Source organism: Clostridium celatum DSM 1785 (genome assembly GCF_000320405.1).
GTDB lineage: Bacteria > Bacillota > Clostridia > Clostridiales > Clostridiaceae > Clostridium > Clostridium celatum.
This window is the reverse complement of record NZ_KB291640.1, coordinates 79,347-100,728: the sequence shown is the minus strand read 5'-3', so window position 1 is coordinate 100,728 and position 21,382 is coordinate 79,347. Positions and strand designations below refer to the sequence as shown.

Genomic DNA, 21,382 nt, shown 5'->3' with positions numbered 1-21,382 from the left:
AAGTTGTTGCCCATGCTGGGCACACACAAAAAGGCTTACGTACCTCAATACATAAACCTTTCATCCACCTTACTCTTACTTTACCCTCAACTTCTGTCCAACATTAATTAAATTTCTATTTGCCATATCCAAGCTACTGTCAATAAATACACATTAAACATTCCATTAATTACCTACTTGCTACTGGAAATAAACAATTAGTTCAACATCCTACTGAATGTACTCTTAAATTAAAAGGCTAAATATTCATTTTCTGAACATTTAACCTTTATTTTTTATATTTTTTTATATTTTATTAACTTGTAAAATTAAAATTCTATATTACTATTTAATATCTTTTAAAACTTCTTCAATTAAAGACATATCTACTTCCAATATTTCAGCAATGTTCTTTTCATCCATACCTTTTTGTAGCATATTTCTTATTGCTATTTTGGCCTTTTTTAATTCTCCTCTTTTTTCAAGTTCAGGGTCATATAATGTTTTAGTCATTGTAGTAACCTAATATTCTATATTCTCATCATTCATATACTTTTTATTTAGATATTCTATAATATTCTGTATAATTCATTATTTAAATACTAAAATTAAATCTTATTCTAAAATTTCTCTTACCTCTTCTTCTGATATTCCACATATCTTAGCAATGTTACTTATAGATTCACCTACAACTGATAATTTGAACACTTTTTTAGTAAGATTAATTCCTTCTTCTCTTCCTTTTTCTATTCCTTTTTCTATTCCTCTTTTTTCAACTTCAGGGTCATATAATGTTTTAGTCATTGTAGTCACCTCATCTTCTATATTCTCATCATTCATATAATTTCTATTTAAATATTCTATAAGATTTTGTATAGCTAATAACATCTTATGAAAATCTTCACCTAATATCTCATCAGCTTCAAATAATATTGCAGATTCTTTAGCTAATTTACTAGCAAGCACTTTTGCATTATTAGATAATTCTTTTATTTTATTTAAATCATTCTTATTATGTGCCTTTTCTAATTCTTTTCTTAACTTAAAAAGCTGCAGTGGCATTAACGGATACATTTTCTTTTCTCTAAGTTCTTCATCACTATATTCCCAATATTTCATTACCTCTACTATATAAATAATCTCCTGTTCATCTGGAAATACTATTTTTAACTTTAGTTGGTCCTTAATATTTTTATTCTCTTCAAAAAATATTACTTTCTGCTTTGGAAAATATATAGTCTTTATATCTTCTTTATTATTTTTTAAACTTTTTAATTGTTCTTTTCCTTTTCTAAAACCATATTCAAACATTCTAATAATCATTGTATTATCATTTTTTGTTTGAAACTCTATATGATAGCTTGCTTTGTCATAATCTTTATTAAGAATATCAAAAAACATATCTCCTCTTAATATTCCTAAATCATCCTCAACAAACTCATTATTACTAACAGTTAGCTCTACTTCATCTACATTAAAATTTTCATTAAATATTCCATTTAATAATTTTACTAATACCTTATTAGATGTTGAAAACAAAAATTTTAAAACTTCATCTAATTTGACCTTTTCTTTTTCCAAATAAACACCAACTTTCTATGATTATATTATATACCATATTTATTTGTTCTTAAACTATTAAATATTAATCTTGAAAAATTAAATGAATTTTTATTATGCTTAATACTATTAATAAAGCTTATATTTATGAAATATATGGAAACACTTTAAGCACCTTCAGTCATTCCTTATTCAGTATTACATTAAACCTCTGATCCATATCCATCAGGGCATGCATTATGATGTATTGATACAAACAAGATTGCACCAGAATTATTTGCATTTATTACTCTTTGATACAATAAATTATTAAGACTTGTTGCAGTACTAAGTGTACAATTTACAACTTTAATCCCTCTTCCCCTAAGCTTACTTATTAATTCATTTCCAACTAACTTATTTAGATCATTTCATTACCTATTCCTACTGCTCCTCCATCATAAGGAACATTGTGTACAAATCTATCTACGCCCCCACATCAACCGAATTACTAAAAATATAATATAATAAATTCAATTCTTTCTTACCTAAACATTTATTAAACTTGTCACTTTTCCCCAAAATTCTCAAATTCTTTATAATATTATTCAATTATAATATTATATTCATACCAACACCCTTTAGAAATACTTATACTTAAAAAATATATCTTATTAAAAGTATTACATTTTCTCTTAAACCTAAAAGGTCACTAAGAATTTAAATTTATTTCTTAGTGACCTTTATGAATCTATACTAAACTAATTTTTGTTCAAATATATTGTCTAAATTAAGCTTTCTAATTCTATCTTTAATTTCTTCTTTATCTATAGTGTAAAGTCCTAACTCTTGCATTCTCTTAAAGTAATTTGCTCCTGCAAATGTGTATCTATCCATTCTTCCTTCTCTTGTTGCAGCTTTTTCATTTGCATAGGATATTAAATCTCCAATTGCTATAGATGATGGTAATATTAAAAGTGGCATTCCCATCATAAGTCTTACTGCATTATGACCTGCTAAACTTCCTGTACATATTGCTTCTGTGTGTCCAACAAATAATCCTGCTTTTTCTCCTGCACAAAATAAGTTATCTACTCCACTAACTTTCATATCGTTAGTTCTTGGTGCTACTGATAAATATCTTATTGAGTTTCCTTTACTTCCTGCATAAGGATCAACATATTTTGCACGCTCTAATCCTTTTATCTTTCTTAGTTTTTGTAGTGGATAATAAGTTGTCATAAGCTTAGCATGACCTGTATCTAGTAACACTATATTTTCTGCAAATTCCTTTAATGCATATTGTTGGCAAACCTTTGTGCTAAGCTTTCCATAATTAACATCTTCTTCTGGAACCTTTAATACAACTACTCCTGTTTTATCTAGTTGTTCTCTTATTTCTGTAGATAAGCTTTCCTTTGCCAATTTACAAGAACCTGAAAATGCCCCAAGCTCATCTCCACTTCTTTCTCCTTGTATATCTTGAACTCCACATCTTGCACTAATGCTTATTCTTGGTCCAAAAGCTGGACATCTTAATATACACATTGAGCATCCATTACCATATCTTAAGCAATTTCCCATTGGTCCTGTTGAACCTGTAGTTTCTATAAAAACATCTCCATCTATATATCTATCGTCACTTAAAATGATGCCTCTTATTTTTTTATTATCTACATCAACATCCTTAACTCTGGTTTCTGTATAAATATTAATTCCTAGGTTTTTTAAATATTTTCTTACTTCACCTTCAATTATATTTACATCATAAAGTGTTGCATGTTTATGACCTGGGAATTCTATATCCTTATGCCTTGCACATTTGTCTGTAATTTCTATTAAATCACCTGAACCTAAAGCTATAAGCTCTTCAGATGCAGTATATCTACCATTATTCCTCATTATTCCGCCAACGTTTCCAAGACCAAGAAGCAGATCTGTCTTTTCAAATAAATGAACTTCTGCACCTGCTTTTTTTGCTGTAATTGCTGCAGCACAACCTGCCCAGCCTCCCCCAACGATAACAACCTTCATATTAATCTCCTCCCCTCAAAAATTCCTCTTGGGCTTGCTTGAACTTTACAAAATCTTTTTACTTTATGTCCTGCAAACCTTGCAGTACATGCTCCACAGACTCCTTCACCACAGCACATTTTAAAATTATTACAGCATGATAAATCAATGTCTTGTCTTTCTAAGCTATCTAAAAATTCAATGACATTATAAGTTAAAATATCTGCTCCTGCTATATGAATTAGAGATATATTGTTATATTTAATTAATGACTTTATAGCCACTTTTCCTTCTGCTGATAATTTTCCTTTATCTATTAAATTCATCTCTTGTGGTACTATTTCTAATTTTTCAAGATAATCTGACACATAAATATCATCAAAAGGTGCCTTATCAACAATTAGTGTAACTACGTTATCTCTGTCTATTAATTTTTTTAATACTGGAATCATTGGAGCCATCCCTATTCCTCTTGCAATAACTAAAACATGATTATTTTTTTGTTTTCTTATGTTCTTTAATCCAAATATACCATTCCAGTAAGGTCCTCTTATTGTTATTTCTCCACCCTTTTCAAGCTCTAAAAGTTTTTTAGTTTTTACTCCTCTTATTTCTATCATTATAGATAATATATCATTATCTGTATCAGCATCTAATATAGATATAGGCACATCGAAATATATATTATCCTCTTCACTTCTAACAAAAATGAAGCTTCCTGGTTTTGCTAAATCTATAACTAATTTATGAGGTGCTTCAAATTTCACTAATAATACTTCATCTGAAAATAATTTTCTTTCTACTATTTTGCAATTATAAGTTTTTCTTTGTTCTTTTGCCTTCCCACCATTATCATGTAACTCTTGATATATGCATACACCTTTCCAGTTTAGACAATCACAAAAATGACTACCTTGAAGTTGAGAGCAAAGTATACATTCACCAGACTCAGCTAAGTGACATGGACAATATTCAGTACCAGCATCTATACAATCAATTGTCTCCTTCAACATTTTATCCTCTAAAAAAATACTATACACTATAGATTATTTAAATTTTTGCTTTTTGTTACAATTAACATTTTTATTATACAAATTCTCATAGTTATACTTTAGAATAACTAAATTTTTATATTTAAAATATTCCAAATTAAAAGGGATGTCCATATGAACATCCCTTTTATTGTACTTATTTCAACAAAGCTATTTATTTTTAAAATATACCTTATTTTAGTATTACTCTATAGTTATGAAGACTAACATTATAATCTCTTAACATTTCTATTATTGTATCTCTAAATTCATTTTGTTTTGACTTTCTTTTTACCACCTTTACTTTATTATTATTTTTGAATTTTAAGAACTTATTACCTTTATAATTTTTTGTTAAAACTGCAGCAGTCTTTACTATCATATCATCCCAATTTTCTACTTCAACTTTATGATTATCTAATTTAAATAAACGAGGCTCTTTAGATGTAAAATCTTCATAAATTGCTGTATTTTCTTCATCATCTTTTTCTAATAATACTTCATTGCCTCCTTTACTATCTATTTCATTTTTTTTTTCTTCTAAGCTATCTTTTTCATCTTTCTTTCCATTATTTTTATCATTATCATCTTTTTTATCATTTGTATCATCTGCATTTTCCATCCATTCTATATAGTTTTTTATATTGTTTGCTATGTTGTATAGCTCCATTGAAGTTTCTCTATATTTTCCACTTAAAGTAAAATTTCTATCTTCTTTTACTATATTACTAGATTTCTCTTCTATATAATCAATAGATTCCTCTAAAGTATCTTTTAATCCCTTTAGTGATTCTTTGATTTTCTCAGCCACTTCTGGAAATTCATCTCTTATATAAGACATTAAAGTTACATCTATTATTTCACTTTCCTTTTGATCTTTAACTAAAATATCATTATTGTTTTCTTTAAAAAATGCCTCTTTTTCATTGTTATCACCTGCAAAAATATTAAACTTCTTCATAGCCATTTTTATTATTCCTCCAAAGATTTTATAAAATTGTAGCCATTATATTTAATGGCTCTCCTATTAATTTATAATATTAAATTGTTATTTATTACAAATTTATACTATAAAATTTCAGATAAAAAAACACAGACTATAGTAACCTATATTACTAGGTAACTATAGTCTGTATGTTTTTTTAATAACTACTTACTAAGTTGTCATCATTTTCTTTTTTCTTCCAGAAGATAATAGCTGAAGCTATTACTGCTAAGCATATTAATGCATGTACTATAAATAAGTCATTTCCTATGCTTCCAAATAATATCATTACTGATCCTATAATAGCTAATATAGGATTTACCTTACTTCTAAATACACCCTTAATTTCGCCTTTGTTTCCAAGTGAAATAACTTTAACATATAGTAAAATATATAATATATAACTAATAGTTATTGATATTTCTGAAATATCAGAGTTTTGAAGTAAGTTAAATTTTGTTGTTAAGTAATGTAATACTAACCATAAGCAGCTTATTGCAAATGCAACAATAGCTGAATTTACAGGCATTAATACCTTTTCATTTACTTTTGCTATTTTTTCTGAATTTGGGAACATTCCTCTTTTAGCTAATGAATGTGGTAATCTTATTAACCCTAAAGTTAATCCATTAACAGTTCCCATAATTGAAATTATAACAAATATTAATACTAGTTTTGCTCCCCATGGCCCAAATAAATTATTTGCAGCTAAATCAACGTGAGCATCTCCAAGTGCCATTATTTGTTCTGGTCCAACATATATGCTTATTCCTACAAAATATAAAAGATATATTGCTAAAATAAATATTGGTGCTATTATTAATGCCCTTGGTAGATTTTTCTTTGAATCCTTTATTTCATGTCCTATTGATGTAGATACAACCCATCCATCAAATGAAAACGCAATTGGTGCAATGGCTGCTATCCATGTTGTTGACTGCATAGAAGTTACATGTTCTAAAGAAATACTATTTGAATCACCAAATATTACGCCTAAAATTGCAATTAAAACTAGTGGTATAATTTTTATTACAGTTGAGGCATTTTGAAAATATCCACCATACTTTGCTGACATAGTATTAACTATAAATGCTAATACCATAATTGCAAGTCCAATTAAAATTTGAGTTTCAAGAGTACCATTTATACCAAATAGTAAACAAATATATATTCCTGCAACCCATGAAACTACAGCTATTAATGTTGGGAAGTATAAGAAAGTTTGGAACCAACCAAATGCACATGCTATAGATTTATTATAATACTGCTCTGCATAAGCTATTAGTCCACCTGATTCATTACTTCTTGATGCAAGTTCTCCAATTGTTAAGCTTCCAAAAATTATCGCTATAGCCGCAATACAAAATACTAAAACTCCTAAGCTAATGCTTCCTCCTGTGGCTATCAATATGTTGTCACTTTTAAAGAATATCCCAGACCCAATAACAATTCCTACTATCATTGCTATGGCTGTAAATAATCCATATTCGTTCTTTTTCATTTTATCACCCTACCATCCTACATGATTACTAATAATAATACCACTTTTATTATTAATGGTTATAATATAACATCTATTCGTATTGTAGTAAATATTCCCTTGATTTTTTTATGATTTTATTACAAATAACTATATTTTGACTTCGATTTATTAATTTTTATACATGTTTATGTATATTTTTTATTTTTTCTGTCGTTTTTTTTACAAAATCAATGGTTATTTTACTAATGTTTTTTCTATTTTTTAAATAAATCTTCGCCTAATGCTACAAAGCTTTGTAATGCCATAAATGCCTTTATATCAAACTTTTCGTCCTTTAATAATAGTTCTTTTGCTTCTTCTCTTGATACTAAAATTGTTTCTATATCTTCGTCTTCCTCTAAATTATCTTTAGAAATCTCTCCACTGCATATGCAATATGCTAATGAAACTGATTCATCTGTCATTCCTGCTGATAAATATAATTGTTTACCACTTTTTTCTTTTATTATTTCTTCTAACTTTAATCCTGTTTCTTCTCTTAATTCTCTTTCAACAGTTGTAAATATATTTTCTTCTGGATCTATAAGACCTGCTGGTAATTCATAAATATAATCATTTAATGGAACTCTAAATTGCTTTATTATGATTAATTTTTTTTCTTCTTTATGGAATCCAAGTACTACAACAGCATCTACTTTACCTTCTTTTCCATTAAAGTATTGCTCACTTAAATCTTCTTTTGTTTTTCTTGAAGCAATTATCCATGATTTTTCCTTTCCTGACTTATTAACATAATCTGCTTTATACATGCTTAAGAATTTTGTTTCTGCTAATGTTGTTAATTTTTTTATTTTATTAATTTCCATAAATATTTCCTCCATTCATTAAGTGATTTTTAATCTAAATAGTAGTTTATTAGGTTAATTAGCTACAACTCTAGTTGAATCCTTTGATATTTCTTTCATTAATTACTATTTTATACTAATAATTAACTTTATAAAAGAAAAAAGTACTAATATTCTTAGTACTTTAAAGTTAACATTATATTTATATATAACTATTCTAATACTTTTTCTTCATAATCCTTTTTAGTGAATTTACTTTTACATGTTAAAGATTGCTTTAATAATTCTTCGTTTCCATCACTAAAAGATACTTTTCCTACTATTTCTCCACTATTTAAATCAATAACTGGATTAAATACCTCTACTTCTACAGATCCTTCACCTCTAAATCCATAGTCAAAATCACAATCTTCTATTAATGTACCTAAATTAATAAATTCGCTAGTGTTTATAATTTCTTTTACGTTATTTGTTTTAAAACAATAATTTGCACTTACATATTTAAAAATTTTATCTGTTACATTCCAACGATCGCTACAATTTAAAACTACTATTATAATATCTCTATCTTCATATATGACAGATGATACTAAACATTTTCCTGCCTGACCTGTATATCCAGTCTTTACTCCATTTGCATTTGGTATCTTCCAAAGTATTTTATTTATGTTGTTATATTCTCTTGTAAAATTATATTGATCTTTAGATATTGTCTTTGCCCCACAAATACTTCTAAAAACATCATTTTCCATTGCTTTAGAAGTTAAAAGTGCTAAGTCATAGGCAGTGGTATAATGTTTTCCACTATCTAAACCATGAGGGCTTTCAAAATGAGAACTTATAAGTCCTAAACTTTTTGCATAATCATTCATTATATTTGAAAAGTTTTCTACAGAACCTCCAATATCTTCAGCTATTGCTATAGCTGCATCATTACCACTTTTAAATAGTAATCCATATAAAAGTTCTCTCATTTTTATTTTTTCACCTGCTATATACCCAACTGTTGAACCTCTTATACTTGCTGCATTTTTACTTATAGTTACTTCTCTATCCAAATTTCCATAATTTATTGCAACTAATGCTGTAAGGATTTTAGTTGTACTTGCCATTGGTACAATTTCATTAGAATTTTGTGAATATAATATTTGCTTTGTTTTTCCGTCTAATGCTATTGCGCATCTTGCAGATACTCTTAAATCATTGGTTAATAAATTATTTATATCAACATCATTTATTTCATCTTCCTCAATTATTGCTAATTCTTCATCAGGATCCTCTTCTTCAAAAGAAGCAGCGTAAGTAACTACATTACCAAAAATAGAAAAAATTAAAGTTACAGTTAAGGTTAATGCTAAAAGTTTTACCTTCATTACTATATCACCTCTATTTTCTCCTTACAGATGTAGTATTTTCATTTTTTTTAATTTTAAACATTTTCTGAACATGAATATTTAGTTTATTTTTTTATAATTTGGTAATACTTTAGAGGATTCGGAGAGGTTTACTATGCTTTTTTATATAATTTTGATTTTATTACTTTTATTATTTATTCCTCTTCCCTTGAAATTTTCTATCTTTATTTCAAAGGAGGAGTATTTTTTTAAATTTTATAATTTAAATCTATTTTCTAAAGATGATGGGTTAATAAAAAAAATCTTAAATAAAAAGAAGAATTCTAAAATAAAAGAAGATAAACATGTGGATGATGAAATTAATAAAGCTAATAAAAATAGTAATAAGAAAGAAAAAAAGAATTTTAATATAAAGTTTGATAAGCATCTTATAAAAAATATTTATAAAACAATTAAGAAAAATAAGTTTAAACCATCTATAAAATATAACGGCAATATTAAGTATTCTTTAAGTGATTCATCTAATACTGCAATATTTTATGGTTTATTATCAAATATTAATCCATTTCTTTATTACTTATTTAATATAGTTTTTAAAGTAAAAAAATTTAAAAACAAATTTAATCCTATTTTTAAAGATGAAATAATTTACGAGCTTTCAATAAGTTGTATAATTACCTTTAATTTAGCTCAAATTATTTATATAGCATTACTTATTTTAAAATGTCTATTAAAAAATAAGGAGGTGAACCCTGTATAGGGAATTTTATGTCAGATAAACATGAAGTAGAAAATCTAATGAGAAGCACCATGGAAAACTTAAGAGATATGATTGATGTTAATACCGTTATAGGAGACACTGTTGAAACCAGCGACGGTACTTGTATTATTCCAATTTCAAAAGTTTCTTTTGGTTTTGCTTCAGCTGGAAGTGAATTTGGTGAACCTAATATAGATTCAAAAGCTTCTGAAGATCAGTATCCTTTTGGTGGTGGTTCTGGTGCTGGTGTTTCTGTAAAACCAGTAGCCTTTTTAATTATAAGAGAAGATACAGTACGTCTATTGCCAGTAAACTATGATACAACTGTAGATAGAATAGTGGATTCAGTACCACAAGTTCTAGATATAGTAAAAAGCTTCTTCAAAGATAAAAATTCACACAATAACAACGTAGCAGAATAATATTTAACCATTAAGTTTTAGAAAAAACACGAACTTACAAACTCCTTATGAACAACTATAAGTTGACATAAAAAAGATGACGATATAATTTGCCGTAAAATTTATATCATCATCTTTTTTGATTTTATAGTTAATCAAAAAAATTTAATTATTACTTATAAATGTTAAACCATACTATAAGATATTGTTAACTTAAATTGCCTTAACTATCTTCAGTTACAGCTACTTCTCCCATTTCTGAAATAGCTTTGTTTAACATATCTAAAGAATTTTCTGTTTCTGCATCACTATAAAGGTCAAGTGATGGTAATTCCTTTAATGTTTCAAGTCCAAATTGTATTAAGAATTCATCTGTAGTTCCATAAAGTATTGGTCTTCCTGGAACTTCTAAACGTCCTATATCCTTAATTAAATTCTTTTCAACAAGCTTTTGTATAGCTGATTCTGATTTAACTCCTCTAATTTCATCAATATCTATACGTGTTATAGGCTGCTTATATGCTATAATAGCTAAACTTTCAATTGATGCTTGAGAAAGTGATTGTCTTCTATTCTTTTTTAATAGCTTTTGGATAAAGTCTGAATTTTCTGCCTTAGTAACTAATTGATATCCATCGTTAATAGCTATAAGCTTTATTCCTCTATTTTCATCTTCATAATCATTAATCATTTCTTTAAGTATTTCTTCTAATGCTTTAGCTTGTATTTCTAAATTATGACTTAAATCTTTTAAACTTAGTGGCTCACCACTGGCAAATAACATAGCTTCAACAGCTGATTTTATCTTTGCTTTTCTTGAAACTTCTTCAAATTCATATTGTGTTACATCTATTGAACTCAAGAATCCTTCCTCCTCTTTATTAGTATCTCTCCAAAACTCTCATCTTGATATACTGCTATAGTTCTAAGTTTAATAAGTTCAAGCAGTGCTAAGAACGTAACTACAGTTTCTAGTTTACAAGAGCTTTCTTCCATTAGTTTTTTAAATTCAACTATTTCTTCTGATTTGAATTTGTCTAAAAGCTCATTCATCTTGTCTTCTACTTTATATTTATCTACATAAATCTTCTTTTGAACTACATTAACTTTATTTTGTTTCTCTCTATAGTTTTCTAAAACTTTATTATAAATATTATATAAATCAAGTAAAGTTGTATTTCTAAGGATATCATCATTATTTGAAGTTTCTTTAGTTTTATCTTCTTCAATAATTTCAGGCTTTTTACTAAATACATCTCCACCGCTTACATATCTATCTTTAAAGAATTCAGAAACAGCTTTAATCTTTTTATATTCTATTAATCTTTCAAGTAGCTTCTTTTCAATATCTTCTTCGCTTTCTTCATCTTCTACCTTTATCTTTGGAAGTAAGTTTTTAGATTTAATTTCAATTAATGTAGCTGCTACTACAATAAACTCTGAAGTTATTTCAAGGTCCATAACCTTTCTACTTTCAAGATATTCTAAATATTGATTTGTTATCTTATATATTTCTACATTATATATATTCATCTTATTTTTCTTTATAAGATGTAGTAATAAATCAAAGGGTCCTTCAAAATCTGCCACTTTTATCTTTGGCAATTCCATTAATTCATCCCGCCTTCATTTTAAATCTCGCAACTTCTATAATACCAATTTTATAATGAAAGAACAAGACTATAAGTGCTCGTGGTAATATATATCTTTAGGTTTATTTTGAATTCTATAGTCATTAACATTTATATAAAAACCATCATCAAAGGATATTTTTCCAGCAATACTTATCCATTGTCCACTTTTTACTGATGTATCTAATCCTTTTACTTTTATCTGTATTTTTTCCTTATCTGCTTGGCAACAGCTAATTTTTTCTCTAGTTATTAAAGTTTCATCTACTCCTTCACTTTCTTCATCTATATATCCTAAAAAGACCATTGTTTTACCTTCATATTTTTCCTTATTTTCATTTATGTCATCTAGTATAGTGTAATTTTCATTATCTATTACAATTACATCATCATTATAGTATAGTAATAAATCATCATAAAAGTTATTATCACTACTCATAATAGGCATTATAAAAAATAATATACCACCTATAATTAATGTAAAAGTTATTGGTATAAATTTATTGGTTATTTCTATTTTTCTGCTTACAGTAAAAATTCTATTAAATTGAAATATAATAAATATACCTAGTATAAATACACTTATATAGAAATATACCAACATATCTGCACTTACAAAGTTTGTTATTTCCTCACTTCTTATTAAAAATATAATACCTGCTGCAAGTAATATTAAAATAATAAACCATATTAATTCATCAATATTAAATTTTTTCATGTTTTTATCCTTTCATTATAGCAGTGCTAATAAATAACATATACTAAAGACTACTATTATAATTATTAATAGTAATTTAAATACAAATTTCTTTTTAAAGAACCCAAAAGCTAAAATAAGATTCTTTAAATCCATCATTGGTCCTAATATTAAAAATGCTATAACTCCATATGGTCCAAAATTGTCTAAAAAGCCTCTTGCAACAAAAGCATCTGCTTCTGAACAAAGTGATAATAAAAATCCTAAAAGCATCATTATAATAATTCCAACTGCATTTCCTGCTACTAAATTTTCTAAAAGTCCATCTTAGAAAAATACTACAAATATACTTGATATAAATGCACCTATTATAAAGTAAATGCTTATATTTAAAAACTCATTACTAGCGTTTATAACTAAATTTCTTAGTTTACCTTTAAATGATATATAATAATTGTTATTATAACTACAACAGTCACAATAATTAATATTATTTTCATCTTTTAAAACATCTTTTTTATCATTCTTATCATAAAAGAAGCCTATTGTTAATCCTACAATTAAGGCCCCTATAACACCTCCAATTGTTCTTAATAAAACTATATCTATATTACCTGGAAATGCATAATATGTAGACATAATTACAACAGGATTTACTATAGGAACAGCTAGCATAAATGTAATACCTACACTAACTGGTAAACCTTTTTTTATAAGACTTCTTGTTATGGGAACTATAGCACACTCACAAACTGGAAAGAATATTCCTGATAATGCTGCAATTAAATATCCAATTATACTATTGGGTGGAATTATCTTTTTTATAAATTCATCTGATACATATATTTGAATTACAGCAGATAATACTGCTCCTATTAATAAAAAAGGTAAGGCTTCTATTATTATTCCAAGATAACTCCACATCCACTCTTCTAATTTCATTACATTCATTTTCTCACCTGCTTACTATTTTTTAAGACATCTTGTAGCTTTACTCTAATATTCCTTACTGTTTTACTTTCTAATAAATTACTTTCTTCTAGAGCTTTACTTATATCTTCATTATTTTTTGCAAGTATTATATGTGCTCTATTATTTAGTGCTTCTAAATCCTTTATTATATTATGTAAGCAATCTCCAGATTCTATATTGTCTTTACTATATCTACTTTTGTTATCTTTACTACTTTTTATATTATCTCTTTCTTGCCTTGCATTTTTAGTTTTTATATTTTCACTTTCTCTATTTTCTATTTCTCTAGATTTTAATTTTGTATAATTATTAATTACAATAACATCACTATTTTGAATAAAAGGTAATAAAATATCTCCCATATTTTTTATATAAAATTCTACATTCTCTCCATCACAGATATAATACATAGTATAAATTCTGCATTTCTTTTCTATCTCTTTATTAAAAACACTTCTATAAAGATAATCTAAGCTTTCAGTTCCGTTATATTCAATTATTATTCTATTTGGATTATAGGAGCTTATTATGTCTAAAAGCTTGTCTTTCATTTTTTCACTTTCATCCATAAATTCTATTACTTTAACATAACCTATATCATTACCTTTTTTAATATCTTTACTAGAATTAACTTTATATTCTTCTTGCTTTAAGTTATTGCAATTTCTTTCTTTTACAGTTGTATTTCCACTTTCACAAAGCATAACAACAATTTTTTCATTTTCTACTATAGTCTTATCTATTAAGGAATTAATAAAGGCTGACTTACCAGCCCCTAAAAATCCTGTTATAACTTCAATACCTATTTTCATCTTTTCACCTTCTTATAAAAAGAACTTACTTATTTTATCTTTATTTAAGTTTGTTCCAATAAAAGAAATCACAGCTTCACCTTTATACTTAACCTCTTCCATTTCTATTTCTGTTAAGGTGTAATTAAATTGCTCTGTTCCATTTTTAGTATTTACAATGCCTTTAGCTCTAACTATTTTCCCAAACTCTTCATTATCCTTCATAAAATTAAATTTACTAATTAGCTCTTCTTTTGATAATTTCTTTTCAATTTTAAGAGCAAAAGTTTCAAACATTTCTTCAAGGCTTTTTTCTTTTTTTACTACAGCCTTAGATCTAAAGCTTAATTTTCTCATTGTTTTAAAGCTTTTATCTTCATTCTTTTCCTCTGTCTTTTCGTTACTTTCCTTTAAATTTTTATACTGAAGCTTTATAGGAATTAACTCTTTTGCCTTTATCTTATTCCAAGGTGTAGATACTATTTGGGCATTATTATTAATTTTTCTAATTTCAGCTTCTACTTTCTTTAATTGATTTTCTTCTATGTTTTGTGTTCTACTTAGTACTATTAAATTTGCATTTTTTATTTGATTTACAAAAAAGTTTTTAAAGTTTTTTAAATATATATTAAACTTTTCACTATCTACTACAGTAATTATCTTTTCTATTTGTGCTATTTCCTTTAAATCCTTTTCTTCAAATGTATTTTTTAAATCACTAAGTTTTGCCACACCTGTTGGCTCTACTATAAGCCTATCTACATTACAATTTTCTACTACATCTTTAATTGATTCTTTAAAGTCTCCTGTAACTTGGCAACAAATACAACCTGCATTAATTTCTTTAACTAAAGTATTGGTTCTACTTAAAATTTCTCCATCTATACTAACTTCACCAAATTCATTTTCAATTATGGCAATTCTATCTTTATAGTATCCTTCTTCTATAAGTTTTTTTATAAGCTGAGTTTTACCCGCACCTAAAAATCCTGAAAATATCTCTACTTTAACGCTCATTTCTTGCTCCATTAAATTTTATTATTCCTAAAAAAATTCTATGAAATAACTACTTTAAATATGCACTATTTTTAATTTCATTAACTCTTCTTTTAACAATAAGTAAAGTATATATGAATAATATGTTATTAAACTCATATAATATTAATGTAAATGTATCACTCTATACTGTGAACGTTATACATAAAAAAATAAGCCATGCATTAATATCGCATAGCTTATTTTTTATTTATAGCTTAAATTTGGGTAAACTATTTAATTATGAATTGCATCTAAAACAAGTTGAGCTGTTGATGCATTTGTTGCTAGTGGAATTTCATAAACATCACATAATCTTAATAATGCATTAACATCTGGCTCATGTGGTTGTGCAGTTAATGGATCTCTAAAGAAGATTACTAAATCTAACTTTTGTTCTGAAATTAAAGCTCCTATTTGTTGATCTCCACCAAGAGGACCACTTTTTAGTCTATGAATTTCTAATTTCGTATTTTCCATAATTCTAAGACCGGTTGTTCCTGTTGCAAAAAGCTCAAGTTTTGATAACCTTTCTTCATTTCTCTTTGCAAAATCAATCATAGCCTCTTTCTTTTTGTCATGTGCAATTAACGCTACTCTCATCTTTGTATCTCTCCCTTTAATTAATAATATTTTACTAATAATATTTTTAATTAATACTATATACTTAATGAATTTTTTATAAGTAACTCTTACTTTAATTATATATAACTTTTCTAAACTTTTCATTTAAATAATGTTAAATTATTTTAATTCAGAATATTTCACAAAAAACACATACATAATATGGTATAAATTACAATTAATATTTTTTATATATTACTTTATAATTTCTTTAAATTAACTTCTATCTAAAGATTTATTATATATTTTTAACTCTAACATATTATATATTCCTTACTTTTTAGATACATAAATATTATCTTTAATATAAAATCTCCATAAAAAATCTTTAGCTTCTTCTGCATAATCTATGCCTATGCGCTTAGTTTCAACTATTTCAAAATTATTATAATTATCATCTTCTATATAAATAGGACCTTTAGTATATAACTGTCTACCATTCATATCTCTATCTATTGAATATGCTAAGCAAAGCTTAGATGGACCATTTGTTAAGTTTTTTATATCAGCTTTTTTCAACTGATTATAATCTTTTTTAAATCTTATATTTGCTAAATAATCAAATTCATTTAATGGCTCTACTGCTCTAATTAAAACTGCTTCTGCAATATCTTTTTTATTTGTTACAACATTTAAGCAATGATAAAGACCATATATAAAATATACATATGAAAGACCATATTCATCATATAGTATTTCTGTTCTTTTTGTTCTTCTTCCATTATAAGCATGGCAGGCTTTATCTATGGCTCCTATATAGCTTTCTGTTTCAACTATTCTAGACTTTAAAATCTTTCCATCAACTTCTCTAACTAATACTTTTCCTAGTAACTCCTTTGCAACTTCTAAAGCGCTTTTATCATAAAATTCCTTTTGTATAATCATTCTATTCTCCTTAAGAACTTATCCTTATGTAAACTACTTTTTTAAAAAAACATTTTTATTTTTATAAATAAATTGTATTTATTATACTTTATTAGTATTTTACCTATTATTCAATAATAAAGTCAGCCTAAGCTGACTTTATTAAAATATAAATAATGAATCATAATACGATATTCTTAATTAACCTTATTTCCACACTCTGAGCAAAATTTACACCCTTCTTTAATTACAGCACCACATTCTGTGCAGAATTTTTGTTTTCCTTTGCTTTTTGCTTCTATCTCTTTAACTTTTGAACCGCAATTAGGACAGAACTTTGCTTCTTTATTTATAACTTCTCCACAATTGGTACATACTATACCTTTAACATTGCCTTGTAAATTATTACTTTCATTATTATTAATATTACTTTTCATTTCTTTGGCAATATTCATTCCCATTTGAATTCCTATAGCTGCTTGTGCTACATATGACATAGAATTATTAGGATTTTTCTCCATAGATTCTACCATAGCTACATTTTGATAATGTCCTACATTTCCTACCATTCCATATGCTGCATTTTTATCTATAATTTTTTGAACTGATTCTGGATAGCTAAAGTTTTCTATATTTAATGTTGTAACTGTAAGTCCAATTTTAATCATTTCCATATCTAAATCTGTTTTTATTCCCTTTGCTATTTCAAAAGAATTAGCTTGAAGGTTAAACATATCCTTACCTTCTCTTACTATCCACTTCATCAATAATTGATCTAAGGTTGCTAATGCTCTTTGTTTAACATCATCTACTGTAAATTGATTTTTTATTCCTGCTATTTTATCTATTAATACCATATGATCTGAAATTTTAACATTAAAAGAACCAAAGGCTCTTATTGGCATACCACCTGGCATATTAGGAGTTGGTATATTTATAGGGCTTTTAGTTCCCCACTTAACTAAAAACTCTTTAGTATTAATAAATAAAACTTCTGCTTTAATCCCTGATTTAAATCCAAACTTAAATCCTTTCAATGTTGATAAAAATGGAAGTATTTCTGTTTCTATTTCATAGTTTCCCTCTTCTGTAAATATACCTTCTACTCTTCCATTATATAAAAAAATAGCATCTTGACCTGGTCTTATAATTAACCTACTATTCTTTTTTATTTCACTATTTCTCCATTTCCAAAAAAGCACATCATTTCTACTTTCATTCCACTCAATAATGTCCGAAAACTGATTACTAAATAACCCCATAAAAACCTCCTAATTTCTACCCTTTGTTAAATTTTTTTATTATTCCTCTTTAGTTTTTTTAAGATTATATAGTTCATCTTCAATGGAAGAATCCTTTGAATTCTTTAAGCTTTCAAGCTCATCTTCTACTGATGAATTACTTGAAGAATATTTACTCATTAAATCATCTATTTCATCTCTTTTTTCTTCATTTAATTCTGCCATTGCATTAGCTTCATCAAGCATTCTATTTGCCTTTTCTTCCATTCTACTAAAAACATCTAAGCTTGATTTTGAACTTTTTAATGATGACCCTATTTTATTTATCTTTTCTTGTGCCTTAGCTGTTGCAATCTTAGCCTTTATAGTATTCCTTTTATCATTAAGTTCATTTATTTCATCAGTTAATCTTTTATGCATTTCTTTCATTTTGTCACTATTTGCTTTAGCTATTCCATATCTCTGTTCTAAGTTTACCAAATTTTCACTTAATCTAGCTTTCTTAGATAAAAACTGTCTTGCATCATCATCATTTCCTGCATCAACAGCTCTTTTTGCATATTCAAGCATTTTGCTTATATCAGCCTTACAACTATCTACTTCTCTTTTTGCCCTTACTTCCTCTGCCATAACAGATGCAGTTTCTGCTTTTACTTTATTTAAATCCTCATTTAAATTTCTTATTAATTGATCTACCATTTTTGCTGGATCTTCAGCTTTATCTAATAATGCATTAATATTGCATGACATTATATCAGTAAATCTTTTTAATATTGACATATCATTGCCCCCTATATTCTTTAATACCTTTTATCTTATATATTTTATATTTATAGATATCTTTAAAACTTTATTCTTTATCTATTTTGAAAATTCATCAATCTTTTCTGTATCTACTGGTTTTATATATTCATTTTTCATTGTTAAAGCCTTTTTACCACAGCTTTCACAGCAATAACCACATTGAATACATTTAAGCCTATCTATCTTCCATTCTTTATTTTGCCTATCTACAGTTATTGCTGAGGTTGGACACCTTTTACTGCATAGTCCACATAAAACACACTTATCCATATCTATTTCAATATGGCCTCTTGTTATTTCATAATTTTTCTTTTCTTCATTAGGATAATTAATAGTTTTAGGTTTATTAAATACATTTTTTATAATTGTATCTAAAAATTTCATAATCCTCATATTATTTTGCTCCCTATAACTTATTAACGCTCAGTACAACTTATACAAGGATCTATAGTTAATATAAGCACTGGAACATCTGCTAAATCACAGCCTTGTAAAAGCTTAAATAACGCTGGCATATTTGCAAAGGTTGGAGTTCTAACTCTCATTCTCTCTAAAAATTTAGTGCCATTTCCTTTTATATGATATATAACTTCACCTCTAGGTTGTTCAAGCCTTGCAAAATATTGCCCTTTAGGATTTCCAATAACCTTAGTTTCTATTTCTCCTTTAGGTATTTTTCCTATTACTTCATTAATTATATTTATAGATTCATATATTTCATTAAACCTTACTATACATCTTCCATAAGAATCTCCATTATTATCTACGATGGTATTAAACTCTAAATCTTTATATGCACTATAGCCTAAATTTCTTACATCATAATTAATTCCACTAGCTCTTGCCATAGGACCTACACACCCAAGTTCATAAGCATCTTCTTTAGATAATACTCCTACACCAACTAATCTATGCTTTACAGAGTAATCATCAAAAAATACTTTTTTAATCTCATTAAGCTCTTCCTTTACTTCATTAAGAGTTTTTGATATAATTTTAAACTTTTCATCATCTATATCACGTCTAACTCCACCAATTTTACAAACTGAAAATATTACTCTTCCACCAGTAGTTAATTCAAATAAATTTAATATTTTTTCTCTAATTCTAAAGCATTGCATAAAGAGACTTTCAAATCCTAATGAATCACCAAGTAATCCAAGCCACAATATATGACTATGAATTCTTGATAATTCTGCCCATAATACCCTTAGATATTCAGCCCTGTCTGGTATTTTTATATTCATTACCTCTTCTACTGCTTCACTATATCCCATTCCATGCATAAAACTGCAAATACCACAAATTCTTTCTGCAACGAAAACATAATCTTTAAAATCTCTTTTTTCTACTAATTTTTCAAGTCCTCTATGAACAAAGCCTAAAGTTGGAATAGCTTCTATTACTTTTTCATCTTCTAAAAGTAAATCTAAATGAATTGGTTCTGGAAGTACTGGATGTTGAGGTCCAAAAGGAACTATACTTCTATTACTCATATTACTTTTCACCTTCTTCATCTCTATTTATTTCACATGGTGTTTTTCCTTTTATATCATAAAAATGTCCCTTATAATCAATAGCTATATATTTAATTTTTATTCCAAACAAATCTTTCATTTCATTTTCATATAAAAATGCTGGTTTAAATATATTGCTTATACTTGGAATCTCATCATCCTTTGTAATTTTTATAGTATAATTTACAAATTCATATCCTTTACTAAATGAATAATTTAAATTATAAATATCCTTTAATGCTGTACAGCATATTTGAACTAATCTATATTTTTCTTCATTCATTTTGTAAGCCATATTTAATAATTCTTTTAAATCTAATTCCTCATCCTTATAACTATTCTCCATTCTCTATATCCCCTTTTTTACTCTTTGCCATTTTCATTTCTACATATTTTTTATCTAAAATATCTACAGCTTTTATTATTCCATCAATTATTGCTTCTGGCCTTGCTGCACATCCCATTACATAAACATCTACTGGCAATATTTTATTTACTCCACCTAATATGTTATAGCAGTCTTTAAATATGCCTCCAGAACAGGCACAAATTCCAACTGCCATAACAACTTTTGGATTAGGCATTTGTTCATAAATTTGCTTAATTACTTCTGAATTTTTTTCATTAACAGCTCCTGTAATAACTAAAATATCTGCTTGTCTTGGATCTCCAGTATTTATTACACCAAACCTTTCTGCATCATATAATGGACTTAATGAAGCTAAAACCTCTATATCACATCCATTACAGCTTGACCCATCATAATGTATTATCCAAGGTGATTTTTTTAAAGTACTCATATTAAGTCCCTCCTG

General features: G+C 26.7%; 23 protein-coding genes and 2 pseudogenes. 2 read left to right on the top strand and 23 right to left on the bottom strand.

The window, feature by feature from the left end; genetic code table 11:
* Positions 1–324: 324 nt before the first annotated feature.
* The 9 genes and pseudogenes from HMPREF0216_RS17075 to HMPREF0216_RS18115 all read right to left on the bottom strand — a co-directional run bounded on the left by HMPREF0216_RS17075 (position 325) and on the right by HMPREF0216_RS18115 (position 9,248).
* Positions 325–492: a hypothetical protein gene (locus tag HMPREF0216_RS17075; protein WP_005213198.1), complete on the bottom strand. Its 168-nt coding sequence runs from the start codon at positions 490–492 to the stop codon at positions 325–327.
* Between the two features lie 102 nt (positions 493–594).
* Positions 595–1,560, bottom strand: coding sequence for an RpnC/YadD family protein (locus tag HMPREF0216_RS17680; RefSeq protein WP_005213197.1), 966 nt, complete (start codon positions 1,558–1,560; stop codon positions 595–597).
* Positions 1,561–1,742: 182 nt separating this feature from the next.
* Positions 1,743–1,934, bottom strand: a pseudogene (locus HMPREF0216_RS18230) (N-acetylmuramoyl-L-alanine amidase); the annotation flags it as partial.
* 340 nt (positions 1,935–2,274) lie between these two features.
* Positions 2,275–3,552 carry an FAD-dependent oxidoreductase gene (locus HMPREF0216_RS07565; protein ID WP_005213196.1) on the bottom strand — a complete coding sequence of 426 codons (1,278 nt, stop codon included), beginning with the start codon at positions 3,550–3,552 and terminating at the stop codon, positions 2,275–2,277.
* Positions 3,549–4,544, bottom strand: coding sequence for a sulfide/dihydroorotate dehydrogenase-like FAD/NAD-binding protein (locus HMPREF0216_RS07560; protein ID WP_040419332.1), 996 nt, complete (start codon positions 4,542–4,544; stop codon positions 3,549–3,551). Before HMPREF0216_RS07560 ends, HMPREF0216_RS07565 begins: the two co-directional genes overlap by 4 nt.
* Before the next feature lie 211 nt (positions 4,545–4,755).
* On the bottom strand, positions 4,756–5,529 hold the full coding sequence (locus tag HMPREF0216_RS07555) for a hypothetical protein (protein ID WP_005213194.1): 774 nt from the start codon (positions 5,527–5,529) through the stop codon (positions 4,756–4,758).
* A gap of 175 nt (positions 5,530–5,704) precedes the next feature.
* Positions 5,705–7,048 (bottom strand): APC family permease, encoded by a 1,344-nt coding sequence (locus tag HMPREF0216_RS07550; protein ID WP_005213187.1) that lies wholly within the window; start codon positions 7,046–7,048, stop codon positions 5,705–5,707.
* Positions 7,049–7,284: 236 nt separating this feature from the next.
* Positions 7,285–7,896: an NUDIX hydrolase gene (locus HMPREF0216_RS07545; protein WP_040419330.1), complete on the bottom strand. Its 612-nt coding sequence runs from the start codon at positions 7,894–7,896 to the stop codon at positions 7,285–7,287.
* 191 nt (positions 7,897–8,087) lie between these two features.
* On the bottom strand, positions 8,088–9,248 hold the full coding sequence (locus HMPREF0216_RS18115) for a D-alanyl-D-alanine carboxypeptidase family protein (protein ID WP_005213183.1): 1,161 nt from the start codon (positions 9,246–9,248) through the stop codon (positions 8,088–8,090).
* A 328-nt stretch (positions 9,249–9,576) separates the two neighbouring features.
* On the opposite strand from HMPREF0216_RS18115, the gene HMPREF0216_RS07535 reads away from it, so the two are divergent.
* A complete protein-coding gene (locus HMPREF0216_RS07535) occupies positions 9,577–9,990 on the top strand; it encodes a DUF2953 domain-containing protein (RefSeq protein WP_169317571.1) in 414 nt (137 codons plus the stop codon).
* Positions 9,991–9,998: 8 nt separating this feature from the next.
* On the top strand, positions 9,999–10,412 hold the full coding sequence (ytfJ, locus tag HMPREF0216_RS07530; RefSeq protein ID WP_005213180.1) for a GerW family sporulation protein: 414 nt from the start codon (positions 9,999–10,001) through the stop codon (positions 10,410–10,412).
* A gap of 202 nt (positions 10,413–10,614) precedes the next feature.
* Here ytfJ and scpB read toward each other — a convergent pair whose 3' ends face one another.
* The 14 genes and pseudogenes from scpB to HMPREF0216_RS07460 all read right to left on the bottom strand — a co-directional run bounded on the left by scpB (position 10,615) and on the right by HMPREF0216_RS07460 (position 21,367).
* The gene (gene scpB / locus HMPREF0216_RS07525; protein ID WP_005213179.1) at positions 10,615–11,253 is read right to left on the bottom strand and encodes an SMC-Scp complex subunit ScpB; all 639 of its coding nucleotides are present in this window, start codon (positions 11,251–11,253) and stop codon (positions 10,615–10,617) included.
* Positions 11,250–12,002, bottom strand: a complete 753-nt coding sequence (locus HMPREF0216_RS07520; RefSeq protein WP_005213177.1) for a segregation/condensation protein A — start codon at positions 12,000–12,002, stop codon at positions 11,250–11,252. The genes scpB and HMPREF0216_RS07520 overlap by 4 nt, the downstream gene beginning before the upstream one ends.
* Positions 12,003–12,071: 69 nt before the next feature.
* Positions 12,072–12,740 carry a TIGR03943 family putative permease subunit gene (locus HMPREF0216_RS07515; protein WP_005213175.1) on the bottom strand — a complete coding sequence of 223 codons (669 nt, stop codon included), beginning with the start codon at positions 12,738–12,740 and terminating at the stop codon, positions 12,072–12,074.
* Positions 12,741–12,755: 15 nt separating this feature from the next.
* Positions 12,756–13,643 (bottom strand): annotated as a pseudogene (locus tag HMPREF0216_RS07510) (permease).
* 23 nt (positions 13,644–13,666) lie between these two features.
* Complete coding sequence (locus HMPREF0216_RS16290; RefSeq protein ID WP_005213169.1) at positions 13,667–14,503, bottom strand: GTP-binding protein; 837 nt, start codon at positions 14,501–14,503, stop codon at positions 13,667–13,669.
* 12 nt (positions 14,504–14,515) lie between these two features.
* Positions 14,516–15,499: a CobW family GTP-binding protein gene (locus HMPREF0216_RS07500; protein ID WP_040419356.1), complete on the bottom strand. Its 984-nt coding sequence runs from the start codon at positions 15,497–15,499 to the stop codon at positions 14,516–14,518.
* A gap of 255 nt (positions 15,500–15,754) precedes the next feature.
* On the bottom strand, positions 15,755–16,120 hold the full coding sequence (locus tag HMPREF0216_RS07495; protein WP_040419353.1) for a methylglyoxal synthase: 366 nt from the start codon (positions 16,118–16,120) through the stop codon (positions 15,755–15,757).
* Between the two features lie 294 nt (positions 16,121–16,414).
* Entirely contained in the window at positions 16,415–17,026 is a 612-nt protein-coding gene (locus HMPREF0216_RS07490; RefSeq protein WP_005213163.1) for a DNA-3-methyladenine glycosylase, read from the bottom strand.
* 176 nt (positions 17,027–17,202) lie between these two features.
* A complete protein-coding gene (locus HMPREF0216_RS07485) occupies positions 17,203–18,267 on the bottom strand; it encodes an SPFH domain-containing protein (RefSeq protein WP_005213160.1) in 1,065 nt (354 codons plus the stop codon).
* A 39-nt stretch (positions 18,268–18,306) separates the two neighbouring features.
* On the bottom strand, positions 18,307–19,026 hold the full coding sequence (locus HMPREF0216_RS07480; RefSeq protein ID WP_005213158.1) for a PspA/IM30 family protein: 720 nt from the start codon (positions 19,024–19,026) through the stop codon (positions 18,307–18,309).
* Between the two features lie 81 nt (positions 19,027–19,107).
* Positions 19,108–19,443, bottom strand: a complete 336-nt coding sequence (locus tag HMPREF0216_RS07475; RefSeq protein ID WP_040419328.1) for a 4Fe-4S binding protein — start codon at positions 19,441–19,443, stop codon at positions 19,108–19,110.
* Positions 19,444–19,466: 23 nt separating this feature from the next.
* Positions 19,467–20,546, bottom strand: coding sequence for a hydrogenase large subunit (locus HMPREF0216_RS07470; protein ID WP_040419326.1), 1,080 nt, complete (start codon positions 20,544–20,546; stop codon positions 19,467–19,469).
* A gap of 1 nt (position 20,547) precedes the next feature.
* Positions 20,548–20,913, bottom strand: a complete 366-nt coding sequence (locus tag HMPREF0216_RS07465; protein ID WP_005213154.1) for an NADH-quinone oxidoreductase subunit C — start codon at positions 20,911–20,913, stop codon at positions 20,548–20,550.
* The gene (locus HMPREF0216_RS07460) at positions 20,903–21,367 is read right to left on the bottom strand and encodes an NADH-quinone oxidoreductase subunit B family protein (RefSeq protein WP_005213153.1); all 465 of its coding nucleotides are present in this window, start codon (positions 21,365–21,367) and stop codon (positions 20,903–20,905) included. The genes HMPREF0216_RS07465 and HMPREF0216_RS07460 overlap by 11 nt, the downstream gene beginning before the upstream one ends.
* Positions 21,368–21,382: the final 15 nt, after the last annotated feature.

What these genes read in the sequence shown, in the direction of transcription:
- HMPREF0216_RS17075 (WP_005213198.1), bottom strand. Translation starts at nt 492, where the DNA reads ATGACTAAAACATTATATGACCCTGAACTTGAAAAAAGAGGAGAATTA.
- HMPREF0216_RS07565 (WP_005213196.1), bottom strand. Translation starts at nt 3,552, where the DNA reads ATGAAGGTTGTTATCGTTGGGGGAGGCTGGGCAGGTTGTGCTGCAGCA.
- HMPREF0216_RS07560 (WP_040419332.1), bottom strand. Translation starts at nt 4,544, where the DNA reads ATGTTGAAGGAGACAATTGATTGTATAGATGCTGGTACTGAATATTGT.
- HMPREF0216_RS07555 (WP_005213194.1), bottom strand. Translation starts at nt 5,529, where the DNA reads ATGGCTATGAAGAAGTTTAATATTTTTGCAGGTGATAACAATGAAAAA.
- HMPREF0216_RS07550 (WP_005213187.1), bottom strand. Translation starts at nt 7,048, where the DNA reads ATGAAAAAGAACGAATATGGATTATTTACAGCCATAGCAATGATAGTA.
- HMPREF0216_RS07545 (WP_040419330.1), bottom strand. Translation starts at nt 7,896, where the DNA reads ATGGAAATTAATAAAATAAAAAAATTAACAACATTAGCAGAAACAAAA.
- HMPREF0216_RS18115 (WP_005213183.1), bottom strand. Translation starts at nt 9,248, where the DNA reads ATGAAGGTAAAACTTTTAGCATTAACCTTAACTGTAACTTTAATTTTT.
- ytfJ (WP_005213180.1), top strand. Translation starts at nt 9,999, where the DNA reads ATGTCAGATAAACATGAAGTAGAAAATCTAATGAGAAGCACCATGGAA.
- HMPREF0216_RS07520 (WP_005213177.1), bottom strand. Translation starts at nt 12,002, where the DNA reads ATGGAATTGCCAAAGATAAAAGTGGCAGATTTTGAAGGACCCTTTGAT.
- HMPREF0216_RS07515 (WP_005213175.1), bottom strand. Translation starts at nt 12,740, where the DNA reads ATGAAAAAATTTAATATTGATGAATTAATATGGTTTATTATTTTAATA.
- HMPREF0216_RS16290 (WP_005213169.1), bottom strand. Translation starts at nt 14,503, where the DNA reads ATGAAAATAGGTATTGAAGTTATAACAGGATTTTTAGGGGCTGGTAAG.
- HMPREF0216_RS07500 (WP_040419356.1), bottom strand. Translation starts at nt 15,499, where the DNA reads ATGAGCGTTAAAGTAGAGATATTTTCAGGATTTTTAGGTGCGGGTAAA.
- HMPREF0216_RS07495 (WP_040419353.1), bottom strand. Translation starts at nt 16,120, where the DNA reads ATGAGAGTAGCGTTAATTGCACATGACAAAAAGAAAGAGGCTATGATT.
- HMPREF0216_RS07490 (WP_005213163.1), bottom strand. Translation starts at nt 17,026, where the DNA reads ATGATTATACAAAAGGAATTTTATGATAAAAGCGCTTTAGAAGTTGCA.
- HMPREF0216_RS07485 (WP_005213160.1), bottom strand. Translation starts at nt 18,267, where the DNA reads ATGGGGTTATTTAGTAATCAGTTTTCGGACATTATTGAGTGGAATGAA.
- HMPREF0216_RS07480 (WP_005213158.1), bottom strand. Translation starts at nt 19,026, where the DNA reads ATGTCAATATTAAAAAGATTTACTGATATAATGTCATGCAATATTAAT.
- HMPREF0216_RS07475 (WP_040419328.1), bottom strand. Translation starts at nt 19,443, where the DNA reads ATGAGGATTATGAAATTTTTAGATACAATTATAAAAAATGTATTTAAT.
- HMPREF0216_RS07470 (WP_040419326.1), bottom strand. Translation starts at nt 20,546, where the DNA reads ATGAGTAATAGAAGTATAGTTCCTTTTGGACCTCAACATCCAGTACTT.
- HMPREF0216_RS07465 (WP_005213154.1), bottom strand. Translation starts at nt 20,913, where the DNA reads ATGGAGAATAGTTATAAGGATGAGGAATTAGATTTAAAAGAATTATTA.
- HMPREF0216_RS07460 (WP_005213153.1), bottom strand. Translation starts at nt 21,367, where the DNA reads ATGAGTACTTTAAAAAAATCACCTTGGATAATACATTATGATGGGTCA.